A 25,904-nucleotide genomic window follows, 5' to 3' on the forward strand; every position below is an offset into this window, starting at 1 on the left:
AGGTTGCAATCAACAGGTTGCAGTCAACGAAGCGTGAATAATATTTAAGTGTTGTGTATCCCCGGTAAGGGGAAAAGCAAAAAAGATTTAGGTGATTACAGCGGCGGGGTTCCACCTCTTCCCATTCCGAACAGAGAAGTTAAGCCCGCCAGCGCCGATGGTACTGCATTTATGTGGGAGAGTAGGTCGTCGCCATCCTTTCCAAACCCTGTGTTCTCCAGAGCACAGGGTTTTTTTTGCAAATGACGGCTGTCCAAAAACATATATTCCATATTTGTCATATCGGATCAATCGGAATTTCTCCCTCAAAAATTTGGAATAAACCGTTTTACATTAACTTTGCTTCGCATGGAAACACTGCAAACAAATATCCCCGATCTAAGCGGCGAGTTTGTATTTCAAACCTCGCGGAGCAGTGGCCCGGGAGGACAGAACGTGAACAAAGTGAATTCGCGTGTAGAGTTGCGTTTTGATATTCCCGCTTCGGCCTTGCTAACGGATGAACAAAAGGAATTGTTACTGAAAAAGCTGGCTTCAAAACTTACTTCCGACGGAATTTTGCTGATTGTGAGCCAGGAGGACCGTTCGCAACTTCGAAACAAGGAGATCGTTGCCGAAAAATTTTACGGATTACTTAATAAAGCATTTATGCCGGTTAAAAAGCGAAAAATTACGCGTCCAACAAGGGCTTCAGTAGAAAGACGGATCCAATCAAAAAAACAATTGGGAGAAAAGAAGTCGAGACGAGGGAAAATTGATTTCTAAAAAATAGAAAAGGTTAATGTGATGTCCGGGATCTTTTCCGGATTTTTACTGAAAAAGATACATGAAAGAAATAGTAGCTTATACGATGTTGGTTTTATTGTTTAGCCTTTCGGCTTGTCATTCAGCAGATACGCACCTTCGCATACAAGCCGGAGATTTGTTGTTTCGGGGAGCTGCGTCAGGAGACTTAGCAGAAGCGATTGACCGGGTAACTCAAACCGAGGCTGAAACCCATTTTTCGCATGTAGGGATTGTTGAACAGATAAGCGACCGTATTTTTGTGCTGCATGCCGATCCGAAAGGTGGGACTTGCCGGATTTTATTGCAGGAGTTTCTGCATCCTGAAATTGATTCAGTCGAGGTGGTGGCTTATCGTTTGAAAGCGGAATGGCAATCTACAATTCCCGACGCGTTGGACCGTGCCCGTGAAATGCTTGGAAAACCCTACAATTTTAGTTACATCCTGTCTGATACCGCGCACTATTGTTCCGAATTTATTTTCCGGGCTTTTGCTCCGGATTCGGTTTTTCAATTAAACCCGATGACGTTCAACGACCCGCAAACAGGTGAATTTTTTCCAACCTGGCTTGAATATTACGGGAAACTCGGTCTGGAGATTCCGGAAGGTTTACCAGGCTGTAATCCAAATGGCATGGCTGCCTCGGAAAAACTGGAGCGACTTGGCGTCGTGAAGTAAATGTATGCAGGATTGTTTTCAGCAATATTAAATTAAAATCTCTTCCGGTTTTGTTTTTTTGACCGTTATTCGTGTAGGTTTTGCTTGGCGGGAAACACTTTCCCAGACGATTTCGGCTAAATCGCGCACCACGACATCAGTTCCTTTGGCAAATGTTTTTTTACAAAGCGGGCAGGCTGTTACGATCGTGTCGGGTTGGTACAACCGGTATTCTTCCAGTACGTTGTCACGGATCTGATCACGTTCATTCATCGCTATTTTCATGTTCGACAAACTCCCGCCGCAACAGGGGGAATCGGCTTTTTCCTGTTTTATTTTCACCAGGTTAACATACTGCCCGAGCAGTTCTCGCGGTTGTTCGTAAATGCCGCTACCACGGCCCAATTCACAGGGGTCGTGATAAATTACCCGTTCGGATAAGCGGCGGGCAGGCAGTAATCCCTGATTGACCAATTCCAGCAGATATTCAGAATGGTGCATCACCCGAACATGAGGCAGATCGTAGTCTTCGCGAAAAACCTTGTAGCAAATGGGGCACGAAACCACCAGGGTTTGGGCGCCCGATTGCAGTATTTTATCGCGGTTGTTGGCGATTAGCTTTTTAGCGGCTTCGTACTGCCCGGCCTGGATTAAGGGGCGTCCGCAGCAAGGCGCTTTTTGTTCGTCCATAAACCAGTAATTGATCCGGGCAAGGTTGAGCAGTTGTTTCATGCTTTTTTTGATCGACGGCGTCAGATGAGTCATGCAGCCGGCAAAGTAAATGACGTCGGTTTTGGGGCTTGGTCCGTTTTTTAAATAGTCGTAGGTGGAATTGTATTCGACGGTCGATTCAATCCGTTGGGTGATCCGGATATCATTCAAATCGAGCCCGACGGGGCAATCTTTCTGGCAACGTCCGCAGAGCAGGCAATTGAAAAGTTGTTCGTCACTCAGTCGCCGTCCCCGGATTTGTTTAAGCACATAAACCGATTGCGTATTCCGGATGTTGGCCTGGCTCATCTGGCAACTATCCAGGCAAATGCCGCAGCGTGAGCATGAAAACACCTGTACCCGGGTATATCCGTTCACGTGTTTTTTCAAACGAACGCCGTATTTCCGAAGAAAAATCAGCAAAACCTCAACCGGGATGTGCATGTAGCGCGACATTGGCATGGCTAAAAAGAACGCCCCGAGCGAGCAGGAGTATGCCCACCAGGCCGGTTGTTCGACAAAATGAAGCGGGAGAGCCGTAGCCAGTAAATTACCGGCGGGTTGCGTTAAAAAGCTTCCGTTACCGTGTAACCCGGCGCTGATGCTTTCGGCTGCGAGACGGAGGGGGAAAATTAGCCAAAGCGCCGTCAGGGCGATACGGTCTCCTGCTTTCAGGTTGGTTGTTTTTTTCATGCCAAAGGCACGGCTGTTCAGTCGTTTGTAATAGGCTAAGGCCACGCCTGAAAGAATCAGCAATAACAGAAAATCCATGATGGCAGCAAAAGATTTACCTTCGAAACCGGATGGGGGAAGAGGTTCGGCATAACGGAAGAAAATTGATTTCCAGAAGGGAAACGACAGTGTTTTGTAATGCACTGCAGCTTCGATGTGCCCCGCGACAATCAGCAAAAACCAACCAAAAGCCAGGCTGGCGTGCATATATCCCAAAACCGGGTTTTTGCGGAAGATCTTTCGATGGAGTAACGCTTCCATGAACGTTTCACCAACGGCCTGCAACGACTTTCGGCCCGGCACTTTTTTGATGATTCGGATTTTGTCGATTTTTGAAAGGCTTAAAATCCAGATGACAGAAACGACCAGCAGAAAACTGATGATAAACAGTAATCCGATGGTGAATGGGTAGGTAAACGGTGGTATTTCCATGGATCAGTATTTTTCAGTTCTAAATTGGACCAATCCTTTTTTCAGAAGCATGATGACGTTGCGGATGTTAATGCCCCGGGGGCAAACCAGCATGCACTTTCCGCAAAGCATACATTTGTCAATTTCCTTGGCCAAACCGGTTATTTCGCCGCGGCGAAGCAGCAGGTTCATTTTCCGGATATTGAAATCAATCAGTGTTCCGGCATTGCAGGTAGCCGTGCATCCGCCACACGACAGGCAAATCTTAAAAGAAGGTTCTTTTTCGAGTACCTCATTCAGCAGCCGGCCGTCGAATTGGTCGAAATCGATACTGCGTGGTTCTATCAGTTTAAATCCGAACGTATTCATTTGGTTTGCAGATAATGGTGAACATCAAAAGCGGCCGAACGGGCATGTTCCAGCGTTTCATCAATGGTCATCGGCCCGGTGCAGGCGCCTGCTAAAAAGATGCCTTTCCGGGACGACCGATTTTTCAACAGGTGCGGATCTTCGGTCTGCAGAAAACCGTTTGGCTCGCGTTGCAAGTCGAACAGACCGGCCATACGTGAGGTTTCTTTTCCGGGAACCATGCCAACCAGCAAAACAAGCAAGTCGACCTGCATTTTGATTGGCCGGCCCGAAAGCGTGTCTTCTGCTTTTATTTGCAAGGTTTCATCCGGATTATCCGAAGCTTCCGACAGGCGCCCGCGAATAAACTGGATGTTGTACTTTTCCTGGGCTTCGCGGTACATCGATTCCCAGGACAAGCCAAACATGCGCAAATCCATGTAAAAACAGAAAATTTCTGTTTGAGGCAATTGTTTGGCGAGTTCCATCGCCTGTTTCACCCCGGTTACACAGCACACTTTGGAGCAATGATGATTCCCGCATTTTTCGTCACGCGAGCCGACACAGTGAATAAACGCGATGCGCCGGGGCTTCAATCCGGCGGCCGTCGTGATGGCTTGCCCGTTTTTCAGCCGTTGTTCCAAATCAACCGATGTGATTACATTCTCGTAAATCGAATAGCCGTATTCTTCTTTCCGGCTTGCATCAAATGTTTCGAAACCGGTGCTGATAATCACGGCATCGGCGGGTAATTGTTGTTTGTCGGTAGTTTTTAACAGGAAAGAACCATTTCCCTGAACCACCTGTGAAATATCCGTTTCGTAAATGGTCGTAAACGTTTCGCGTCGGATCTTGTTTTGAAGGAATTCGGCCACCTGACCGGCAGGTCTGCCGGTTGGGAACAAATGGCTCCAGTTGTTCAGTTTTCCTCCGGTTTGACTGTTTTTTTCAATCAAAGTAACTTTGTAGCCCAGCTCCGCCAGCATGGCCGAAACTTCAGTTCCGGCAACTCCACCGCCAATGGTGATGATTTCTTTTCGTTTGTCCATCTTTTCCTGTTTAAAATGAATGAACCGGTTGTTGCCTTAAACAGGCAGGAATAACGGGTTTCCCGAGGTCTTTCCCGTTTTTCCCTTTGTACTTCAGTTCCGGACTGTATTTGACTTCCATTTTTTGCAGCAGCGGCTCACAGTCGATCTGGTGCATTTGCAGTCCCAAATCCCACGGATCGTAGCCCAATACCAGACCTGCCAATTCTTCGTAAGTCAGCACCGGAATGCCTTGCTGTTCGCTTCCGTACATTTTTCCGTCCATTTCGCCGATGGTGTATTGCCACTTGTCCATAAACATGGCACAGCCGGGGCAATTGCAAATGATCGCGTCAGGTTGGTAAGGCTGCATGGATTCGAATTTTTTTTTTGAGTTGGAAACGGAGTACCCCCGGTTGGCCATGATGAGATATTGGCGAAAGCCAAAGCCGCAGCAATGCCGTCGTTCCGGGTAATCGACCACCTGTCCGCCCCAGGCTTCAATCAGGCCGCTCAGCACACACGAAAACTCGGCCCCGCCAAGGCCTTTCCCCGGAAACATCTTAGCATAATGACAGCCGATATGCTCAACAATTTTCAAGGGCTCGCCGGTTTCCCGGTTGGTTAGCCGATATTGCTGCCTGCCAGCGATCTGGTCCCGAAAATGATAAAGAATGTCGCTGCAATGCGCGACGTTTTCAGGGACGCTTAGTTCACGGCCGGTGGCTTTCCGCAGGTAGTGGCGGGCCTTTTCCATTTCTTCGGGAAATTCTTTCCAGGTTTCGAGCACTTCGGAATAAATACCAAAAGAGGTGACACAGGAAACAGCCAGGTTTTTATAGCCGGCTTCGGCCATAAGCGCAAACTGGCGGGCAACCACGGTTTGCAATGTTTCGAACGGAAGCAGGTCGGAATGATAGGCAATACCGGTGCAGGTGGTATGCTTGGGATCGTCCAGCACATCCTTACCCAAATCGTTTTGCATGATTTGCAGGAAGGCGCGTTCAGAACCAGGGAAAAAGTTTTGCCTGATACAGCTTCTCAGGTAATAAAATTTGTCTTCGGGAATGGTTTTCTGGTAGTCGCTCCAAATTCGTGACTTTGCCTGGTGTTTCATCTTCAGTTTAGTTTGTTGTGAAAACATGCATGAAATAGCTTTCCATGTCATCGTTTTTTATGCCCATTTCTGCGGCTTTTTCGCGGCTGTAGTTTTCTATTTTCTCCAAAAATCCGGTCGCCCCTGATTCGTCAAAAATAGCTTTTAGTTCGGCTAATACTTCCGGCGCGATTTTCCGCAGGGTACCGGCCCCCTCTTTGTCCAGGTTGGCGCCAAGCCGGTCGTAAAGCGCTTCCCTGTTCTCAAAAAACCACTCCCAAACAGGTCCCTGTTCCGGGTGAAGCTTCGGCTTTAAACTGTCGGGATGGACACAGTATCCGCGTTCAAGAATATTTTCGATGAGTACTTTTTTGAGGGCGTATTGCTGACGCCCGCGACGGCTTTCGGTGAAAAAGCCCAGTTCCTGGGATAATTTTCGCAGGGCGTTGATTACCAGACCCGGGCAATTTCCGCGCGGGCAGCGGGTTTTGCACGACATGCACTGTCCGCAGTACCAGATGGTCTCGCTGCGAAGCAGTTTTTCGATCCGCTCGTCGTCGCGCGACTGTACTTCAACAACCAGCATCCGCGGGTCGTAATCAAAAAACTCGGCAGCCGGACAAATTGCTGTACAAACTCCGCAGTTCATGCAGGCTTTCAGCCCTTCCACGAAACGGACGTCACGCAGCAGCATTCGGTAAAGGATCATGTTCGTCTGATTTTTGGCCAGGTAAAGCTACGATGGTACAAGTCGGGCTGAAACAGCACAAAGTCCTATTTTGATCTACGCTTTTGAACGTATATCCGATTTGTTGTCTGATCCTGGCCGTGATCAGGATCCGGCATTTTGGAAAGCAGCCTGATTTTTATATTTTTAACCTGAATAATTCATAAACTTTAAAAAGGTGAATATTTGATTTTTTCAGCCGTGGGATTTAATAACCCATATGCTGAAAAGAAAATTTGTTGTCTGCGATTGTTTTCGATTGGTCATTTTAGAGGTTGGCCTGTTTAGTTTTAGACCAAAAATTGTGTGTATTTTCTTCACAGAACATAGGTATTTTATCTTGTGCTTTGCAAGTGCCTGATTAATATGTATTTTTGAATATAGTTGGGTTGTTGCTAACGGCGCAACTGTCCGATTTCGAGGAAGTAATTCTCAAGCAGTTTGGCTTGCGGGCATGAAGCTGGAAATTCCACTTTTATTTTTGTCTTCATTTGTCTAACCTGGGCAGCAATTTTAATGAACCTTTCACGTAATGTCTTCATCGTAACAGCTGCCAACCCCTTTGTTTTTAGCATGTTCTCCTGCAACGAGTGCATCAGCACATAAGCGGCTGAATGCAAGAATAACCTGAACTGATTGGCATAAAAGCTATTGCACGACATCCGGCCTGATTGCAGGTAGTTTTTGTGGTCTTTGATATTGAGTTCCATCCTGCCCCGTCCGCAGTACCCTTGTTCGTAAAGTGCCTTTGTCCGGTATTCCCAAAGGTCGGTTACAATAAAACGAATATTGGATCCTTTGCTTGTCACTTCGATTTTAACAATCACGCGTTGCTGGTTTTCCCAACTACCCGCTTTGTAGCCAAATGAGTGATAACGCTTTATGGGTTTGGCATATCTGGCAAATTCATTTTCGCAACTCTTTACAAGAGTTTCAACACTCGAATTCAATACGCTGTTTCCGGTCAAGCCAGTTATAAAATGGATATTGGGTTGTCCAACGCACCAGTCCATCAACTCTTTGCTGCAAAAGTGGCTGTCGCCCCGAACAATGATCACCGTATTTTTCCACGATTTGCGCAAATGGGCAACAAGCCTTTTGAGTATCCCAAAAACATTGGCACTTTTGCTGCGCCTGCCTGGTTTGAGTATGGTGGTAATCAGTTTTCCCGACAAGCCTTCATAAATGTGAAGGGGCATGTAGCAATACTCTCCGTAATAGTTATTGAACAGGGTTAACTGCTGCCCCCCGTGGGTATCAATGTTGGTGTCATCGCAATCGATAATAATCACAGGAGGTTCCGAAGGGTAGGATTCAATAAACTTATTGGCAAAGGCATACGCGATGTTGTACAGTTCACTGGCTCTTGGGGTGTTCTCAAAACGGGTCATAGTTGATTGAGATGCCAAGGCATTCCCTGTCATGGGCAAACGTCCAACACTCATTTTCAGGATCGTGTCATCGCGCAAGGTATTGCAATCATTGGCATCTTCATATCCAGCAACAATCTGATATACCCGCTGTGCAGCAATCTCTTCCAAAGAGTGGTCAACATAGCTTTGATGCCGGGTGTCCTCAATACAAGTAACCAGCGACTTGATGATGCCAATCCGGCTCTCGATATCTTTGACCAACAGCAAACCACCATCTGAAGAAATCTCAGATGCAGTAAAACTTACCTCAATACGCTTATTGTCAATTGGTTGTAAATCGAAGAGTTTTCCCTGGCAAATTGCAACGTCTGTTTGCTTGTCCAGAGTTTTTTCGGTAATTTTATTTTCTGAAGAGCTCATGGAAATACGGTTGTAAGACGCTGTAAGATAGTAATTTATCTTTAATTTTCGTGAGCTTTTCTTCGTTTTTGTGAATTATTCAGGTTAAACTCATGAAACGGCTGTTCGGGATCTTTTTTTGTATTATTTCTCTTCTTTTCTCGGCGCAGGCAAAAGAACCGGTCAGGGAGTTCGTGCGCGATTCACTTCATGCTTACCGGAAGCAGCTGACACATCGCGAAAACCACCGCCTGATTTCCGAATATAAAATTCAGAGTCTGATTGCACTGAGTTATTATCCTGACCTGGACGGTGTGGACATTCATTTTAAAAAGAAGAATTTAAAAACCACGATGGCAGCTGTTCCCCGCTGGGACTTTATTTTCAAAAGCAAGGAAAACCGGAGCTACCGGATTTTTGTCAATACAACCGTTAAAAAGGGAAAAGGGGTATTACCGGACCAGGTGCCGCTGAATGCCCAAATCGGGTTGATTGGTCATGAACTGGGGCATGTGGTTGACTTTGAAAGTAAAACGGGCGCAGGCATTTTGCTGACCGGTGTGGCGTACCTGTTGCCGCCTTTTCGCAAAAAACTGGAGCGCAAGGTGGATGAAATAACCGTGGCCCGTGGTTTAGGCCATCAACTGAAGGATTTCTCGGACTTTGTATTGAACGAGTCGGATGCATCGGAAAAGTACAAGAAATATAAACAACGGTATTACTATAAACCGGTACAACTGACACGGGTGATGTCGGGTTACAGTTTTTACTGAGTTTTCAATGAGTCTGCTTGCATGCTGTTATTGTTCGCTATATAGGGGAATTTCGACATAGAAGGTTGATCCCTTGTTGATTTCAGTCTCAAACCAGATGCGGCCGCGGAAGGTTTCAATGATCTTTTTTACAATAGCCAGGCCCAGCCCCATGCCGCTTGTTTTAGTGGTGAAGTTTGGCCGAAACATTTGTTGCCTGATTTTTTCAGGGATGCCGGCGCCGTTGTCTTTAACCGCGATAATGGCTTGTCCTTCGTCAATAGACAGGTTGATGCTGATTTCCCCTTTCCGCGTGGACGGAATCGACTGCATGGCATTTTTAATGAGATTAACCATGGCGCGCGAAATTTGTTCCTGATCTGCATAAATCAACGCTTCCTCGTGGCCGTTCAGTTCGAGGCGGAAGTTCACCTGTTGGTTCGATTCAAATAATTCAGTAACATGAGTCAGCCTTTTTACCAGGTTGAACACTTCGTTTTTCGCTTTCGGGATTTTGGCGAAGTTTGAAAATTCGGTGGCGATATCCGACAGGGTATCAATTTGTTCAATGAGAATCCGGGTAACCCGGTCGAAGTATTCATCGTAGTGTTCACTTTTTTCAGCTTTTGCCCGCTGTAAATACTGGATGTTAAGTTTCATGGGCGTAAGCGGATTCTTAATTTCGTGTGCGATCTGTTTGGCCATTTCCCGCCAGGCCATTTCCCTTTCCGAACGGGCCAGCAATTCGGCGCTATCGGCCAATTCGTCAACTTTCCGGTTATATTCTTTAATCAGGGCTCCAATCTCGTCATCCCGCTGATAACTGATCTGCTCATTTTTTTTATCCAGCTGGATTCCTTTCAGTTTTTCCCGGATCAAACTCAGGGGCCGGGTAATCTGGTTGGCCAAAATCACAGCAACAATCACACTGGCAAAGAAGAGCAATACATACAGGTTGATAAAGGCCACAATAAAGGTGGTTACCTCCTGTTTCATTTCGTCGCCACGGGTAAAATAAGGCAGGTTAATAAAGCCCAGGTATTCTCCTTTGTTGTTTATAATTGGCTCATAAATAGACAAAAAGGAAAGCTTGCCGATTTTCTCGGGCTGAATGTAGCTGATCTGGTAATTTTCGGTGAGTTCGTAAAACGCCAGGGCATCCATGCGGGTTGAAATAATTCCCCGGTTAAAAAGCTCCGGGCGCGACGAAGCAATCAGTTCACCGTCGTTCCCGAAAATATTGATATCGGCGCGAAAAATGTTCGAAAGGTTATTCAGTTCGCGCCAAAGCCAGGTGCGGACTTCCGGCGAAAACTCATCAACATGGTTGAGCCGCAGGTTGATTTCTTCAGCGATCGAACTCATTTTTTCGTTCAGATCATCCTGGTACCTGTTCGAATACTCGTGCAGGTTATAATAGATTGTACCTGCCGCCACCAACATCAGCGAAAACAACACAACCGAGATGATTGAAGCCTGTATCCTGAATTTCAGATCGTAAACCAGAGCCTGCTGCCGGTACTTGGTATTTCCGATAAATACGATCACCAAAACAAAAACGAGGTAAAAGACAAAAAGATAGGGAAATGAAATCAGGTAGTCCAGAAATTCGAATGCTCTGGCGCTCACAACAATATAATTATCGTTGCCCAATTTGTAGGTCAGGTGTTCGTATCCGTCCCATTTTCGCAGGTTAAACTCGCTGGCGCTGTTCGTGATATCGTAGCTGCTGATGTAGTAATTGTACTGGTAATCGCCGCTGAGGTAAACCAGTTCGTTATTAAAATATTTAGCATAAGAGAATTGGCGGTAACGATCCGGTTTTTCCATCGATTTATCCAGCAGAAGTTCCGGGAATCCGATTCCCTCCGGCAGTAATTTCGACCGTAATTCAATAAAAACGGATATTCCCAATGAATCGGACGAGAGCGGGTAAAATATTTTTCCGAAGTAGGAGATACGCCCGTCCATGTTATTCAGGTAATAGAATTTGGTTCCGGGGATTGGGGTGCCCAACTCTTCAATCATTTTATCGAAAAAGGGGAAGCAGGGTACCATCCGGTTTTCCGGTTGTATCAGTAAACTGTCCGAGCCGTCGCAAATAGTTATCTGGCTGTCGTATTTTCTGAAGTATCCGTTAAAATAGTGCTGGTCAAAATAGTCTTCCAGATTTTCATATGACGACGATAGCAAGTAAGGTACAACCGAGTCAACATTCATTTGTTGTTGCATCTCGGTCAGGAATATTTCGGCAGCCGGATCATGTTCGGAGTACAGGGTGATCGCCTGCAAACGCTGGATTTGGCGTCTTCGCTCGTTGTTGTGACTTTGAATAATAATCAGCGAAAAAAAGGTAAACAGCGATACAAAATAAATCAGGAACGATAAGGAAACCCGCTTTAACTGGGTGTTTTGAAATGCAAATACCGAGAAACTGGTAATCAGGAACAGACAAATAACATAGATGGCGGTGGTCTTGAAAATGGCTGAAAGCGTTAGAAATAACAGTACCAGGATACCGTTTGTCCAAAGACATTTTTTCCGGTTCAGGTGGATGCTACTGGCTTCAACCAATTTCATGTTGATGATGAAAGCTGAGAAAAACAATAACGCAATAATGATGTAACCCACCAGGCTGTATGGATTAATGTTATCGATCCGGTTTAGTTGGAATGAAAAACTGCTGTTGTGTATCAGGTTTTTGATTAGGAAGTTGATGAAGATGTAAAAAAGCGCTGTGAACCCAAATCCGATCATCAGTTCGTAATCCTTTCGTTTTTTCGAAAAAACAAAGTCTTTGGAGAAATTATAACTCCAGAAAAAAATGAGAATCGTGAGCAGTAACAGGTCGCCCATCGATGGTAACCAGAGCGAGTAAGCATACAGAGAGGGGCTGAACAGCTCAAACGCGTAGCTCACTGCCGGTATGCGGAAAAGCAAATGAAACCAGTAAAAACCGAACAGCGACAGGCCTAAAATAAACACGCGCAGAATGAAATGCTCATGGCAGAACCGTTTAAACAGTTGTCGTGAAAAGAAAAACAACATCAGCAAGGCCAGCAAAAAAATGCCTACCGGCAAATAAAGTTTCGAAAGTTGGCATTGTACTTTCCCGTAAGCGACCAGCGATAACAAATAATCGCCGTTCAAATCAAAAATCGGATGCGCATTCGAACTTCGTTTGAGTTGGATAAAGTAAGAATCGGGCGTATTGAAAACAGGGTTGAATTTATTTTCGATGTACTTGTTTTGAATTGAATAGTGATCTCTCAGGTGGACGAGCCCGATGACCGTATACGATCCTGCTGTTTTCGCAGCGCTCAGGAAAACTCCGTTGGGAAGGAACTGGATTTGTTCTTCGTGGAATTGGCGCATAAACCGTCCGGCAAATGGAAACTGATTGTTCGACCAGTACAACAGGTCCTGGTTGTCGGTAATTAAAAACCCCATCCCGTTTTCACGAAACGTGGGCAGCAGGTAACTGAAATTCGCCTGAAAATTTCCGTCAAACTCATCCGACTCAATTATTTCAGTCATTTCAACCAGCTTACGATCAAGGAGCGCCTGCTGCTTGTGTAATACTTCCTGAAACCGGCGGGCAACAAGTTTCTCCTGATCCCGGTTCATATACCGGTGCTCGGTGATAAAACCAAGGATAAACAAACTGACCGAAATAATGAGCAACAGGTATTTTTTCAGGATTTCCATGTATTTCTGACTATTTTACCATTATTCGTGATGATAGGGTTCACCCTTCAGGATCGTTAATGCCCGGTAAAGCTGTTCGCTGAAGATTAACCGAACCAATTGATGGGAGAAGGTCATCCTGGACAAACTGATTTTTCCGGCGGCTGCCTGGTAAACCACTTCCGGGAATCCATACGGACCACCAATAGCAAAAACTAAATTTTTTGTTCCGCCAAGCATTCGTTTCTCCAAAAACCGTGCAAAATCTGTCGATTTGAATTCGTCGCCCCGTTCGTCCAGTAAAATCAGTTCATCGCCCGGTTTCATCTGAGCTAAAAGCAGCTCGCCTTCTTTTTCTTTTTGCTGATCTTCAGAGAGTTTCCGCGTGTTTTTCAGGTCGGGAATTACCTGGTATTCAAAGGGGAGGTAATGAGGAATTCGCTTAAGAAACAGATCAATTCCTTCCTGTAAAAATTTTTTATCTGTTTTTCCGATGACAATCAGCCGTATCTTCATAGGGAATTTCTCTCGTGAAATTTGTTAACTTTACAAAGTTAGGTAACGCTGCCAGTATTTTTTGATAATTGGTACAATTTATGCAAGCAGATTAATGTGTTTCTAAAATTATAAAAATGAAACGGATTATTTACAAAACTTTATTTTTTACGGTTGCTTTTGTTTTTTCAGGAATCATGTTGTTCGCCCAGATTCCGGATGAAATTGTATTAAGCCTGAAAACAGGAAATGCCAATACCTTATCGGCTTACTTCAATCAGAACATCGAGATGGTTGTACTCGAACAGGATGATGTATACAGTAAAGCCCAGGCTCAGCAAATCGTGACCAATTTTTTTAGTAATCATAAGGCACAGGGGTTCAGTGTTATTCATCAGGGAGGGAAAGAAGGATCGAAATATGCCATTGGAAATTTATCAACAAATAAAGGGATATTCCGGGTTTATTTCTTATTGAAGAACGATGGAGGCAAAGCCTATATCCATCAATTGAGAATTGAAAAACAATAGCGCCTATGGCAAAACGGTTTTATCGGGTAAAACGCTTTTTTCTGCGATTTTTGATTCATGCCCGAAAGGTCAGTTTTCCCGGGTTTGACAAGATTCCTTTGTACGATGTGTTACTTTTTTTCTCGCACAGTATAGTAAACGGAGCCATTACCACCCGGGCATCGGCCATCGCTTTTAGCTTTTTTCTGGCGCTATTCCCGGCGCTGATCTTTTTATTTACGCTGATTCCCTATATTCCGATCAGGAACTTTCAGCCACAGCTTTTTTTGCTGATCCGGGATTTTCTTCCCGAAAGTACCTTTATTGTTGTTGAAGAAACCATACAGGATATTCTGACCCGACCAAGAGGCGACTTGCTTTCCTTTGGTTTTTTCATGACGCTGTTGTTTGCTACAAACGGACTGTCGTCGATGATGAATGCCTTCGACGCATCGTTACACAGTTTTGAAAGACGAACCTGGTACGGCCAGCGGCTGATGGCCTTTCTGTTGATGTTCGTCCTGGCGGTTTTATTAACGTTGGCCATTGCCCTGCTCACCATCGGGCCGGTGGTGATCGAGTATCTGCACCATAATCAGTTGCTTGGGAGTCAGTTTACCTATTATTTGCTTCTGGCCGGTAAGTGGGTTGTTGTGTTGGCCTTGTTCTTTTTTGCTTACTCATCTCTTTATTATTTTGCTCCGACAAAAAGGACCCGCTGGAGGTTTATTTCAGCCGGCGGAACCTTGTCTACCGTGCTGAGTATTTCTGTTTTGCTTGGATTTGGCTACTATATCAACAATTTCAGCCAGTATAACAAGTTATATGGTTCAATCGGAACCTTATTGGTCGTGTTGTTGCTTTTTTATATCATGTCGCTCATTCTGTTGATTGGTTTTGAACTGAATGCCAGCCTGAGCGCCGCGCGGAGGAAGAAGAAAGATTTATTAAAAGAACCTGTTTACATTGAAACCCGCATGGATGCCTGATTATTTTCCCATCTTAAAGAGCAGTTCTTTTTCTTCTTTGGTGAGCGAATCATACCCTGATTGACTGATTTTGTCGAGCACCCGGTTGATTTCTTCCTGTTTCAGATTTTTTTGCCGGTTAAATTCCAGATCATTATTGTTCCCCCGGTAAGTTACCTCAATACGTTGTTTTGGTTTGAAGGTGGCGACGAGGAAATCGGTCAATGCGGTTAGCCCTTTGGTCAAATCAATGCCTTTCCGGTAAACCAGTACATAAATAAAACCGAAGAATGCCCCGCCCAGGTGGGCCAGGTTTCCGCCCGCATTCGATGACGCGATCCCGATGACATACAGCAGCAGGGAAACAATGGCCAAGTGTTTCATTTTAACCTGCCCGATAAACATCAGGTTGATGATGTGGTTAGGGGCATAGGTGGCCACGGCTGCAATAATGGCCAGTACCGAAGCCGATGCTCCTAACAACTGCGAAAAAACAACCACTTCGGTAAAGGCAGGGAACAAGTTGTAGCCGGCCAAAAAGAACAGACCGCCGGATAATCCGCCAAGCAGGTAAACGCCCAATAGTTTCTTTTGATCGAAATAGAATAGGAAAATCTTCCCCATCCAGTATAACCACAAGATATTAAATAAGATGTGTAAAAAGTTGAAATGCAGAAACATGTAGGTGATCAGGGTCCAGGGTTTGCTTAGTAACTGGTCGATATCGGCCGGTTGAGCCAGCCAGTTCAGCAAGGTGAATTCCTGATTCAGCAAAAAGAAAAACACGTTGATAATCCGGATGAAAAGGAACAGGCCGATATTCACATAAATCAGCCGCGTCAGTACCGATCCCTTTTTAAAAGATTCTTTGATTTCGTCAGCAATATTCATAGTCTAATAAAAATGACGGCTGTTTTTATTCCAGTATTTAATCATCAGGTAGCCAAATAACATACCGCCCAGGTGAGCAAAATGAGCCACATTGCTGCCCGGACGCGACAAACCCAGGTAAAGCTCGAGCAAGCCGTAGCCAATAACAAAATATTTTGCTTTGATGGGGATCGGAGGAAATAACAGGTACAGTTGCGTGTTCGGGAACAACATCCCGAAGCCGAGCAGTACTCCAAATACAGCGCCCGATGCGCCAACCGTCGGGATATTCAGCAACATATTCAGCTTACCCATTAAGGGGTCAGAAAAATTTTTCCCTTGCAGCCAGATTTCGCGACCTTGTTGCATAACCAGATCAACCTGATCCGGGTTCATCTTCGAAACGATTGACTGGTATTCCAAAAAATTAACAAAGGTATGCAGCGCTGCGGCGCCCAGCCCGGTGACAAAGTAGTAGATGAAAAAGCGTCTGGGACCCCAGACACTTTCCAACACCCGCCCGAACATCCACAGAGCAAACATATTGAACAGCAGGTGCATAAAGCCCCCGTGCATAAACAGGTGTGTGACCAGCTGAACCGGTTTGAATGCCGGAGAGTAAATGAAATGTAAGCCGAGAATAGACGACAGGTTGATCCCGCGCATGCTCATAACATAAGTTACCAGCAGCATAAGCGCATTTATAATGATCAGGTTTTTTACAACCGGGGGAATATTGGAGAAAACAGGTCTGAAATTCTGCATAATTAAAAAGTTTAAGGGGTGACCACAAGAGCCGGACCAAAATATCAAATTAGTGCAAAGTAAATAAATACCAGCCAATTTGTCATTTCAACAGTTTTTCAAATTGCTCTACCGGCATAATTGTTAACACGTGTTTTCCCGATGGCGAGAAATTGGGTGTTCTACATGCAAACAATTGATCGATAAGTTGGTTTATTTCTTCCGTTTTCATCGGGTAGCCGTAAGGGATGGCCGATGCGCGTGCCAGCGATGCCGCCACCTTTTCCCGCGCCCTTTCTTTCAGGTTGGTGGCCGTGTTTTTCATATCTTCCAAAAGGCTTTCAATCATCTCAAGGGGCGAATTATTTTCGAGTACGCCCGGCGTGCCATTGATGATAAAACTGTTATTGCCAAAATCGCGTACGTCAAACCCCAGCGATTTCAGGTCATCCAAAATCGAACGAAGCAGCTCGGCGTCAGACGCGTTCAGCTCGAATGTATGCGGGAAAAGCTGCTGTTGACTCGCGATTTCCTGACTGTCGAGGATGCTCAGGAAGTGCTCGTATAAAATACATTCGTGCGCCCGTTTCTGGTCAATGACCATCAGACCCGATTTTACCGGTGTCAGTATATATTTATTTTTAAACTGAAAAAAAGTTTTTCCGGGGAACGATTCGCCGTGTTTCAATTCGAGGGGCTCATCATTTTTTTCTTCCGGTTGTGCCGGTTGTTGTTCACTACGCTGATCCTGCTCAAAATTCTGATACAATTTTTCCCAGTGTTTTACCTGCTCGTGTTTTGAGGTGTAATAGTTTCGCCCATCTGTTCCTCCAACTTGTTTTTTCCCGGTTTCAAAGGGATTATAAGTTGGATCAATCTGAATTTCGGGAGCCGTTATCCCCTCCCGGCTTTTCGGCGCAATGGGAATATCCAGGCTCCCCGACTGGTTAAAGTCGATGGACGGAACCACGTTGAATTTCCCCAATGCTTCGCGGACAGACGCCTGGATAATTTGCCAGATGGCCATTTCATTTTCAAACTTGATCTCGGTTTTTGTCGGGTGAATATTGATGTCAATTGACTCGGGATCAAGATCAAAATAAAGAAAATAGGCAGGGAAACCTTCGGGAGGTAAAATCTTTTCGTAGGCCTGCATAATCGCCCGGTGAAAAAACGGGTGTCTCATAAACCGTTTATTGGTGAAAAAGAACTGCTCCCCAAAGGTTTTCCGTGCATACCGGGGCTGGCCGATATACCCTTTTATTCTTACCAGCGTCGTTTCGGTATCTACCGGAATCAGATTTTGACCGGTATTTTTCCCGAAAATGGCGACAATCCGTTTGCGAATATTGTCATCTTTGGCCAGCTCGTAAACCGGTTGCTGGTTGTGAATGAGCGATATGCCGATTTCGGGGTTGCCCAGGGCTACCCGTTGCACTTCGTTGATAATATGCTTTAATTCAGTTGAATTGGCTTTCAGGAATTTTCGGCGGGCCGGTACATTGAAAAACAGGTTTTTCACCATGAAATTGGTTCCCGGGGCGCATGAAGTGGCCTGCTGCGAAATCACTTTCGATCCGTTAATGTGGATGAACGTGCCGATTTCCTGGTCGTGCTGACGGGTATGCAGCTCAACGTCGGCAATGGCGGCGATGGAGGCCAGCGCCTCCCCGCGAAAACCCATAGTCCGGATGGCAAACAGGTCGTTGGCTTCTTTTATTTTTGAGGTAGCATGCCGTTCAAAAGCCATCCGGGCATCGGTGTCCGACATACCGGAGCCGTTGTCGCTGACTTGAATCAGCGTTCGGCCGGCATCTTTTATATTGATGGTGACCTGGGTCGCCCCGGCGTCAATGGCATTTTCAACCAGCTCCTTAACCACCGAGGCAGGTCGTTGAATCACCTCACCGGCAGCAATCTGGTTGGCGACTGAATCCGGAAGCAGTTGAATGATATCTGGCACGGAATTCTTTTAAAATTTTAAAATCAGGAAAACGGCTAAACTTAAAATAACAATCAGAATGATTAAGCGAATATTGGAACTTTTTCGGGCGTCTTCGGCTGTTTTTGAATAAGTTCCCATGGCCCGGCGAAATTGTCCCCGGATGTTGGGCCGGTGTTTGGAGTCCCACTCCTTCTTTTCATGAATCCCCAATTCCATCTTAATCCGGTCTTCACGATTTTGCATCTCTTCTTTTTCCGGATTGTAATAACGGTACGGAATGTTGAACTGCCGTGATTTGGGCGTATGGAAAAACTTTCCAATCATGGTATGAATGTATTGATTGCCCACAAAAGTACAAAAATCAAACCAGATGACGAAAAAGACTTTTTTAAAAGTAAAAAGCAAAGAACATCCCGGATTATTTGCAGGGTATTGTTTATCGCTGTAAATTTATGTTTTGTTTACAGACTATTTTATCCGATTATTCCATGATGATCAAAACTTTTGCTTCGGCCGTTCATGGCATTGACGCAACCACCATTACGATTGAAACGGATGTTTCGCAGGGAATCCGGTTTTTTCTGGTCGGCCTCCCCGACAGTGCGGTGAAAGAAAGCCAGCAGCGTATCGAATCGGCTTTGCGCCTGAACGGTTACAAATGGCCCCGGCAAAAGATCGTCATCAATATGGCTCCGGCCGATCTTCGGAAAGAAGGTTCATCTTACGATCTGCCCCTGGCGATTGCCGTGATGGCGGCATCGGGGCAAATTTCATCCGAAAAGCTGGAGAAATACATGCTGATGGGCGAACTGTCGCTGGACGGGACGCTTCAGCCGATAAAAGGGGCCTTGCCGATTGCCGTTAAAGCCAGGGAAGAAGGTTTTGAAGGTTTCATCCTGCCGCTGCAAAATGCCCGGGAGGCAGCGGTGGTCGACAAGCTGAAAATTTACGGCGTGGAAAATATCAGGCAGGTGGTTGATTTTTTTAACAACGATACGGAGCTGGAGCCAACGATTGTCAATACACGGGAAGAATTTTATAAAATGCTGAACCATGCTGATATCGACTTTTCGGACGTGAAAGGGCAGGAAAATGTAAAACGCGCGTTGGAAATTGCCGCTGCCGGCGGGCACAATGTCATCATGATTGGCCCTCCGGGAGCAGGAAAGACCATGTTAGCCAAACGAATCCCTACCATTTTACCGCCTTTTACCTTGCACGAAGCGCTTGAAACAACCAAGATTCACTCGGTGGTTGGCAAAATCGATAAAGACACTTCGCTGATGACCGAACGGCCTTTCCGGGCGCCTCATCATACCATCTCGGATGTTGCGCTGGTGGGGGGCGGAACGTTTCCGCAACCCGGAGAGATTTCGCTGGCCCACAACGGCGTTCTGTTTCTGGACGAGCTTCCTGAATTTAAACGGACGGTACTGGAAGTGATGCGGCAACCGCTGGAAGACCGGAGGATAACCATTTCGCGCGCTAAATTTTCGGTGGAGTACCCGGCCAGCCTGATGCTGGTGGCATCGATGAATCCCTGTCCGTGCGGTTACTACAATCACCCGACCAAAGAATGTGTTTGCGCGCCGGGTATGGTTCCCAAATACCTGAATAAAATTTCGGGCCCCTTGCTCGACCGGATCGATATTCACCTCGAAGTGGTTCCCGTGCCGTTTAAAAAACTGTCGGAACTGGCTGAAACCGAAAACAGCACAACCATTCGCGAGCGGGTGATCCGCGCCCGGCAAATTCAGTCGGAACGTTATAAAGGCATGGACGGAATTTTTTGCAACGCGCAAATGTCGTCGCGGCAGATACGCGATTACGTGAAACTCGATCAGGCCAGCAACAGCTTGCTGAAAAATGCGATGGAAAAACTAGGCTTATCAGCCCGCGCTTACGACCGGATTTTGCGCGTATCGCGGACCATTGCCGACCTGGAAAGCTCACAGCCGGTCGAAAGCCACCATATTTCCGAAGCCATTCAGTACCGGAGCCTTGACCGGGAAAGCTGGGGAACTTAAGTTTTTGTTTATCCGGCAAACTGTTTCACTTTGTTCCAAACCTGAAAAAAATCAAAAAAATATCTGATATGAAGCAAATTTATACCTGGGCTGTACTTTTTATTTCAGCCGCCTTATTCCTGATTGCCTGCGGCGATCAAACTTCGAAAGAATTAAAACCGGTTGACAGCGGGTTTACCCAGTATGTCAGCAGTTATACCAGCGGCGTTGTGTCGTGCAAAGCGCCTATCCTGATTGAGTTCAGTGAGGATCCCGGGCAGCCGGAACAACCGGGCGTTGAGCTTTCGGGCGGGTTGATTTCGCTTTCTCCCTCCGTAAAGGGAAAAGTACAGTGGATCGATAACCGGACTCTGGCTTTTTTGCCTTCAGAAAGAATGAAGCCGGATGCTGTTTATACCGTAACCGTCGCCTTGGGAAAAATTATCGATGTGCCCGACCGGTACAAAACCATGCAGTTTAACCTGAAAACCATTCGCCAGTCGTTTAGCGTGAATCACCTGGCACTCCGGTCGTATGACCATGAAAACATGAAACTTCAGTATTTGTCAGGCGTGGTGTACACGGCCGATTGCGCCGAAGATCAGCAGGTTGAATCGATGATTCAGGTATTGAAAGACGATCGGAAACTTCCCCTGAGATGGGATCACGATGCCGACGGGAAAAAACACAACTTTCAGGCAGACAGCCTTCTTCGGAATCATGTTTCCCAATTGATAACGATAAAATGGGACGGCAGTTCGATCGGAGATAACAAAACAGGGGAAGAAAAATTGGAATTATCGGCGCTCGATGTTTTTAAAGTCGTCGATGTACGGGTTGTCCAGCAGCCGGAGCAACACTTGCTGATACGCTTTTCCGATCCCCTGCAGTTATCGCAAAACCTGGAGGGGCTGGTAACCATCGACAAAATTGGCAACCTGCGCTACCTGGTCGAAAACAACGAGTTGAAAGTGTATTTGCCTTCCCGGCTGGCCGGCGATCACGAAGTTTACATCTCCGGAGGAATCCGTAACGCGTTGAATTTTAAATTGAAGGATGCGGTGACCATGCAGGTGCGTTTCGAAGACCTGAAGCCAGCTCTCCGCTTGATTGGAAAGGGCAGCATTGTCCCTTCTTCCAACGAATTGATTTTTCCGTTTGAAGCCGTCAACCTGAAAGCCGTTGATTTACGGATCATCAAAATATTCACCAACAACATTCACCAATTCTTTCAGCAAAACAATTACCAGCACAGTTCCGATATCAAGCAGGTCGGACGCCTGGTCCTTCAAAAACGGATTGACCTGAATGTTACTTCATTTGCCAGCCTTAAAAACTGGAACACATACAGCGTGGATCTTGCCCGGCTGGTAAAAATCGAGCCGGGCGCGATTTACCGGATTCAGCTTCGTTTTAATAAAGATTATTCGCTTTACGGATTTGAACAAATGCCGGAGGTCGCCCAAACTTCGCCGGCAGATCAGTTGGAACAAGAACAGGCAGCGGTGAGGGAAATGGACGAATGGAACGAACCCGGCTGGTACTCGGATTATTACTATCCCGGCGGTTACGAATGGTCGGAACGCGAAAATCCCGGACATGTCTCGTATTATAATTCCGATCGTTTTGTGGCCCGGAACCTGTTTGCAACCAACCTGGCCATTATTGCCAAGGGAGGCAGCAATCAAACGATGAACTTTGCCGTTGCCAACCTGAAAACAACGGCTGCCGAGTCCGGGGTCAGCCTGAAAATATATAATTTTCAAAAGCAGTTGATGGAAACCGTGGTTACCGGGTCGGACGGTTTTGCCAGGGTACAGTTAAAACACAAGCCCTTTTTGCTGGTTGCCGAGAAAGACGGACAAATGGCGTACCTGCGTTTGGACGACGGTTCCTCGCTGTCGCTGAGTAATTTCGATGTAACGGGCGAAGTGGTGCAGAAAGGCATCAAAGGCTATGTATACGGCGAACGGGGCGTGTGGCGGCCCGGAGATAAAATCTTCCTCACCTTTATCCTGGAAGACAAACAAAACAATTTGCCGGAAAACCATCCGGTGATCTTCGAGTTGATCAATCCGAAAGGCCAGACCGTGAGCCGGCAGGTGAAAACTTCGGGTGTCAACGGGTTTTACAGCTTCACCGCCAACACCGATCCTGAAGCGCCGACGGGAAACTGGAACGCCCTGCTGAAAGTGGGCGGGCAAACCTTTACCAAACGTATTAAGGTGGAAACCGTCAAACCAAACCGGTTAAAAATTGACCTGAAATTTGATGGCGGCCCGTTGTCGATCGGGCAGGCTCATGCAAAAGGGAAATTACAGGCAAGCTGGCTGCACGGGGCGACCGCGAAAAACCTGAAGGCGCAGGTGTCGGTCAGTTTTTCAAAAACAAAAACCGCTTTTAAAGGATACGTAAACTATGTGTTCGACGATCCGGCCAAATATTTTTATGCGGAAGAGCAGGAGGTGTTTAATGATAAGATCAATGAGGAAGGGGTGGCAGCGGTTAACTTTAAGTTGCCGGAACTCACTTCGGCCCCGGGCATGTTAAACGCCCATTTTTCCAGCCGGGTGTATGAAGAAACGGGCGATTTCAGCACCGATGTGCAAACCATTCCGTACGCGCCCTACCGCTCCTTTGTGGGAGTCAAATTACCGGCTTCCGATTCAAACTGGTACAAAACCGACACCGCTTATCCGCTCGAACTGGCAACGGTGGATGATAAAGGAAACAAGATTGACCGCGACGACCTGGAGGTGACGGTTTACAAAGTGGATTGGCATTGGTGGTGGGATGCCGGCGAAGATAACCTGGCCCGCTATGTGAATAATTCGTACGAGAAACCTGTCATGCGTACCAAGGTGAAAACGGTGAATGGCGCAGCAAGCATTCCGCTTAAAATTAAGTATTCCAACTGGGACGACAATGGCCGTTACCTGATCCATGTGAAAGACCCGGGAAGCGGGCACAGCGCCGGGCTAACCGCTTATTTCTCCAAATGGGGATACTGGGCTGCCGACGGGATACAGGAAGCTGCAACCATGCTTTCGTTTAAAACCGATAAAGAGACTTACCAGGTTGGTGAAAAGGCCACGGTAACCATTCCTTCCGGGAAAAATGGCAAAGCGCTCGTGAGCCTTGAAAACGGCAGCCAGGTACTGGATTTGTTTTGGGTAGACACCCGGGAAACAGCCACCGTTTTCAGTATCAATATCAAACCGGAAATGGCCCCCAATATCTTTGTGCATATTTCCCTCATTCAGCCTCACGAGCAAACCGATAATGATGCGCCTGTCCGTCTGTACGGCGTAATCCCGCTTATGGTAGAAGACCCGGCAACCCACCTCCGCCCGGAAATCAGTATGGCCGCCGAATTGACTCCGGAGAAAGAATACGAAGTGAAAGTTTCGGAGAAATCGGGAAAAAGGATGACTTATACCCTGGCCGTGGTGGATGAAGGCTTGCTTGATCTGACCCGCTTCAAAACACCCGATCCGTGGCCGGCATTTTATGCCCGCGAAGCATTGGGCGTGAAAACCTGGGATTTTTACGACGATGTGATCGGTGCTTACGGAGCGCGCCTGGAAAAAGCTTTTGCCGTTGGTGGCGATGAAAACCTGGCCGACGCCAAAAAGAAAAAAGTCAACCGCTTTAAACCGGTGGTTTCCTTTATCGGCCCGTTCACCCTCGAAAAGGGCAAAACCAACAGCCATCAGTTGCAGATGCCGAATTACGTAGGCGCCGTACGGGTGATGGTGGTCGCCGGTGATAACGGCGCATACGGCAATGACGAAAAATCGGTGAAAGTACTGAAACCATTGATGCTGCTGGCTACTTTGCCCCGCGTACTGGGCCCGGGTGAAGAAGTAAAACTGCCGGTGAACGTATTCGCCATGAAACCGGATGTGAAAAATGTGAAAGTCAGCATAGAAGTGAACGATCTGTTCAGCCCGCTTGGAGGCAGTTCACAACAACTTAACTTTTCGGAACCGGGAGACCAGATTGCCGGATTTAAACTGAAAGTAGCTGAAAAGACAGGTGTTGGGAAAGTAAAAATTACAGCACAAAGTGGCAGTTATAACGCCACTTATGAACTGGAACTGGAAGTGCGGCCTTCCAACCCGGAAGTTGTTAATGTGCAGGAAAGCATGATTCAGGCCGGACAAAAATGGGAAGCTTCAGTGCAGGCCCCCGGCATGGTAGGAACGAATAGGGCAACACTCGAACTTTCGGGCATTCCGCCACTCGACCTTACCCGGCGCCTGGATTACCTCATCCGGTATCCGCATGGCTGTATCGAACAGGTGACTTCCGGGGTGTTCCCGCAACTCATGCTTAACCGACTGACGGAAATTTCGCCGGAGAAACAACAAGGTATCGGGAACAATATCAGGGCCGCATTAAATATGCTGACCCGCTTTCAGTTGAATGACGGCGGATTGACTTACTGGCCCGGCTCTGTGTACTCCACTCCCTGGGGAACCAATTATGCCGGCCATTTTATGTTGAAAGCCGAAGAAGCCGGCTATTCCCTTCCGTACGGGCTGAAGGAAAAATGGCTGAGCTACCAGCGTAATGCGGCCCGAAACTGGAAAGCATCTTCCGACTATGAACATTCATCCCTGATTCAGGCTTACCGCCTGTACACCCTGGCGTTGGCGCAAAAGCCCGATTTTGGGGCGATGAACCGCTTGCGCGAGGAAGCTGGTCTGGAACAGCTGGCGCAATGGCGCCTGGCCGCAGCCTACGCAGTGGCCGGACAGCCGGAGGTGGCAGAAAAAATGATTAGCCGACTGAGCAAGGAAGTGAAACCATACCGGGAGCTTTCGTACTCCTTTGGTTCCGATTGGCGCGATAAGGCGATGATCCTGGAAACACTCGTCCTGTTGAAAAAACAAACGGAAGCGTTCCCGTTGGTGACGGAGCTTTCGGCCCAACTTTCATCCGATGACTGGATGAGCACGCAAACCACGGCTTACGCCTTGCTGGCTATTGCCGAATTTGCCGGGGGAGGCCACTTGAAGCAGGAACCGATGAAAGCGAAGGTATCCTTTAATAATGCAAATGCCCAAACAGTGAGTGCCAATCAACCGGTATGGCAGGGCGACATTTCCCTGAAAAACAATAAAACCGCATCGGTATTGGTGGAAAATCAGACAGATAAGGTGATGTATGTCAGGGTAATGAGTAAGGGAATTCCGGTAGCTGGCGACACCACGTCAACCCAAAGCAACCTGTTTATGAATGTTCGCTATACGGATATGCAGGGCAAGGCCATTGATCCGTCAAAACTTGCCCAGGGAACCGACTTTGTGGCCGAAATCAGCGTGCAGAACCCCGGGCAAAGGGGCCTTTACAAAGAGTTGGCGTTAACAAATATTTTCCCCTCAGGTTGGGAGATCATTAATATGCGGCTGAACGATGCGGAGAGTTCGTTGAAAAGTGATGTGTCCGATTATCAGGACATCCGCGACGACCGGGTGCTGACCTACTTTGAATTGAAGGCAAACGAGAAGAAGACCTTCCGGATCTTGCTGAATGCAGCATACGAAGGAAAGTTCTACCTGCCTTCGGTTCAGTGCGAGGCCATGTACGATAACCGCATCAATGCCCGTAAGCCCGGCAAATGGGTGGAAGTGCTAAAATAATTTTGACGACCTTG

The 25,904-nt window shown here is 46.8% G+C and carries 19 protein-coding genes and 1 rRNA gene; 8 read left to right on the plus strand and 12 right to left on the minus strand.

Annotated features, from left to right (window positions below; translation table 11 throughout):
• Positions 1 to 87 precede the first annotated feature (87 nt).
• The 3 genes from rrf (at position 88) to AC6H3C_RS04275 (ending at position 1,462) form a co-directional block, all read left to right on the plus strand.
• A 5S ribosomal RNA gene (gene rrf, locus AC6H3C_RS04265) occupies positions 88 to 198 on the plus strand.
• Between the two features lie 150 nt (positions 199 to 348).
• Positions 349 to 765 (plus strand): alternative ribosome rescue aminoacyl-tRNA hydrolase ArfB, encoded by a 417-nt coding sequence (gene arfB / locus AC6H3C_RS04270; RefSeq protein ID WP_497519445.1) that lies wholly within the window; start codon positions 349 to 351, stop codon positions 763 to 765.
• Positions 766 to 826: 61 nt separating this feature from the next.
• Positions 827 to 1,462: a YiiX/YebB-like N1pC/P60 family cysteine hydrolase gene (locus tag AC6H3C_RS04275; RefSeq protein ID WP_497519447.1), complete on the plus strand. Its 636-nt coding sequence runs from the start codon at positions 827 to 829 to the stop codon at positions 1,460 to 1,462.
• A 27-nt stretch (positions 1,463 to 1,489) separates the two neighbouring features.
• Here AC6H3C_RS04275 and AC6H3C_RS04280 read toward each other — a convergent pair whose 3' ends face one another.
• The 6 genes from AC6H3C_RS04280 to AC6H3C_RS04305 all read right to left on the minus strand — a co-directional run bounded on the left by AC6H3C_RS04280 (position 1,490) and on the right by AC6H3C_RS04305 (position 8,287).
• On the minus strand, positions 1,490 to 3,316 hold the full coding sequence (locus AC6H3C_RS04280) for a (Fe-S)-binding protein (RefSeq protein ID WP_497519449.1): 1,827 nt from the start codon (positions 3,314 to 3,316) through the stop codon (positions 1,490 to 1,492).
• A 3-nt stretch (positions 3,317 to 3,319) separates the two neighbouring features.
• Positions 3,320 to 3,664 (minus strand): 4Fe-4S dicluster domain-containing protein, encoded by a 345-nt coding sequence (locus AC6H3C_RS04285; protein WP_497519450.1) that lies wholly within the window; start codon positions 3,662 to 3,664, stop codon positions 3,320 to 3,322.
• The gene (locus AC6H3C_RS04290; protein WP_497519451.1) at positions 3,661 to 4,692 is read right to left on the minus strand and encodes an FAD-dependent oxidoreductase; all 1,032 of its coding nucleotides are present in this window, start codon (positions 4,690 to 4,692) and stop codon (positions 3,661 to 3,663) included. Before AC6H3C_RS04290 ends, AC6H3C_RS04285 begins: the two co-directional genes overlap by 4 nt.
• Positions 4,693 to 4,702: 10 nt before the next feature.
• Positions 4,703 to 5,788, minus strand: a complete 1,086-nt coding sequence (locus AC6H3C_RS04295) for a heterodisulfide reductase-related iron-sulfur binding cluster (protein ID WP_497519452.1) — start codon at positions 5,786 to 5,788, stop codon at positions 4,703 to 4,705.
• 7 nt (positions 5,789 to 5,795) lie between these two features.
• Positions 5,796 to 6,476: a 4Fe-4S dicluster domain-containing protein gene (locus tag AC6H3C_RS04300; RefSeq protein WP_497519453.1), complete on the minus strand. Its 681-nt coding sequence runs from the start codon at positions 6,474 to 6,476 to the stop codon at positions 5,796 to 5,798.
• Positions 6,477 to 6,889: 413 nt separating this feature from the next.
• On the minus strand, positions 6,890 to 8,287 hold the full coding sequence (locus tag AC6H3C_RS04305; RefSeq protein WP_497515887.1) for an IS1380 family transposase: 1,398 nt from the start codon (positions 8,285 to 8,287) through the stop codon (positions 6,890 to 6,892).
• A 92-nt stretch (positions 8,288 to 8,379) separates the two neighbouring features.
• Between AC6H3C_RS04305 and AC6H3C_RS04310 the strand changes: the two genes are divergently transcribed.
• Complete coding sequence (locus tag AC6H3C_RS04310; RefSeq protein ID WP_497519454.1) at positions 8,380 to 9,039, plus strand: hypothetical protein; 660 nt, start codon at positions 8,380 to 8,382, stop codon at positions 9,037 to 9,039.
• A 27-nt stretch (positions 9,040 to 9,066) separates the two neighbouring features.
• Here the strand turns inward: AC6H3C_RS04310 and AC6H3C_RS04315 are convergent, their stop codons facing one another.
• Positions 9,067 to 12,726, minus strand: a complete 3,660-nt coding sequence (locus AC6H3C_RS04315) for a sensor histidine kinase (protein WP_497519455.1) — start codon at positions 12,724 to 12,726, stop codon at positions 9,067 to 9,069.
• A gap of 21 nt (positions 12,727 to 12,747) precedes the next feature.
• Positions 12,748 to 13,221, minus strand: coding sequence for a 23S rRNA (pseudouridine(1915)-N(3))-methyltransferase RlmH (gene rlmH, locus AC6H3C_RS04320; RefSeq protein WP_497519456.1), 474 nt, complete (start codon positions 13,219 to 13,221; stop codon positions 12,748 to 12,750).
• 116 nt (positions 13,222 to 13,337) lie between these two features.
• On the opposite strand from rlmH, the gene AC6H3C_RS04325 reads away from it, so the two are divergent.
• Positions 13,338 to 13,730 carry a DUF4783 domain-containing protein gene (locus AC6H3C_RS04325; RefSeq protein WP_497519457.1) on the plus strand — a complete coding sequence of 131 codons (393 nt, stop codon included), beginning with the start codon at positions 13,338 to 13,340 and terminating at the stop codon, positions 13,728 to 13,730.
• A gap of 5 nt (positions 13,731 to 13,735) precedes the next feature.
• Positions 13,736 to 14,698, plus strand: a complete 963-nt coding sequence (locus AC6H3C_RS04330; RefSeq protein ID WP_497519458.1) for a YihY/virulence factor BrkB family protein — start codon at positions 13,736 to 13,738, stop codon at positions 14,696 to 14,698.
• Here AC6H3C_RS04330 and AC6H3C_RS04335 read toward each other — a convergent pair whose 3' ends face one another.
• The 4 genes from AC6H3C_RS04335 to AC6H3C_RS04350 all read right to left on the minus strand — a co-directional run bounded on the left by AC6H3C_RS04335 (position 14,699) and on the right by AC6H3C_RS04350 (position 18,560).
• Positions 14,699 to 15,568: a rhomboid family intramembrane serine protease gene (locus AC6H3C_RS04335; protein WP_497519459.1), complete on the minus strand. Its 870-nt coding sequence runs from the start codon at positions 15,566 to 15,568 to the stop codon at positions 14,699 to 14,701.
• A 3-nt stretch (positions 15,569 to 15,571) separates the two neighbouring features.
• A complete protein-coding gene (locus AC6H3C_RS04340) occupies positions 15,572 to 16,312 on the minus strand; it encodes a rhomboid family intramembrane serine protease (RefSeq protein ID WP_497519460.1) in 741 nt (246 codons plus the stop codon).
• An 82-nt stretch (positions 16,313 to 16,394) separates the two neighbouring features.
• A complete protein-coding gene (gene mutL, locus AC6H3C_RS04345; RefSeq protein WP_497519461.1) occupies positions 16,395 to 18,254 on the minus strand; it encodes a DNA mismatch repair endonuclease MutL in 1,860 nt (619 codons plus the stop codon).
• Between the two features lie 9 nt (positions 18,255 to 18,263).
• Positions 18,264 to 18,560 carry a hypothetical protein gene (locus tag AC6H3C_RS04350; protein WP_497519462.1) on the minus strand — a complete coding sequence of 99 codons (297 nt, stop codon included), beginning with the start codon at positions 18,558 to 18,560 and terminating at the stop codon, positions 18,264 to 18,266.
• Positions 18,561 to 18,724: 164 nt separating this feature from the next.
• Between AC6H3C_RS04350 and AC6H3C_RS04355 the strand changes: the two genes are divergently transcribed.
• Positions 18,725 to 20,263 (plus strand): YifB family Mg chelatase-like AAA ATPase, encoded by a 1,539-nt coding sequence (locus AC6H3C_RS04355; protein ID WP_497519463.1) that lies wholly within the window; start codon positions 18,725 to 18,727, stop codon positions 20,261 to 20,263.
• 68 nt (positions 20,264 to 20,331) lie between these two features.
• Positions 20,332 to 25,890 carry an MG2 domain-containing protein gene (locus tag AC6H3C_RS04360; protein ID WP_497519464.1) on the plus strand — a complete coding sequence of 1,853 codons (5,559 nt, stop codon included), beginning with the start codon at positions 20,332 to 20,334 and terminating at the stop codon, positions 25,888 to 25,890.
• The last annotated feature ends 14 nt before the right edge of the window (positions 25,891 to 25,904 follow it).

Source organism: Gaoshiqia sp. US2, assembly GCF_059705485.1.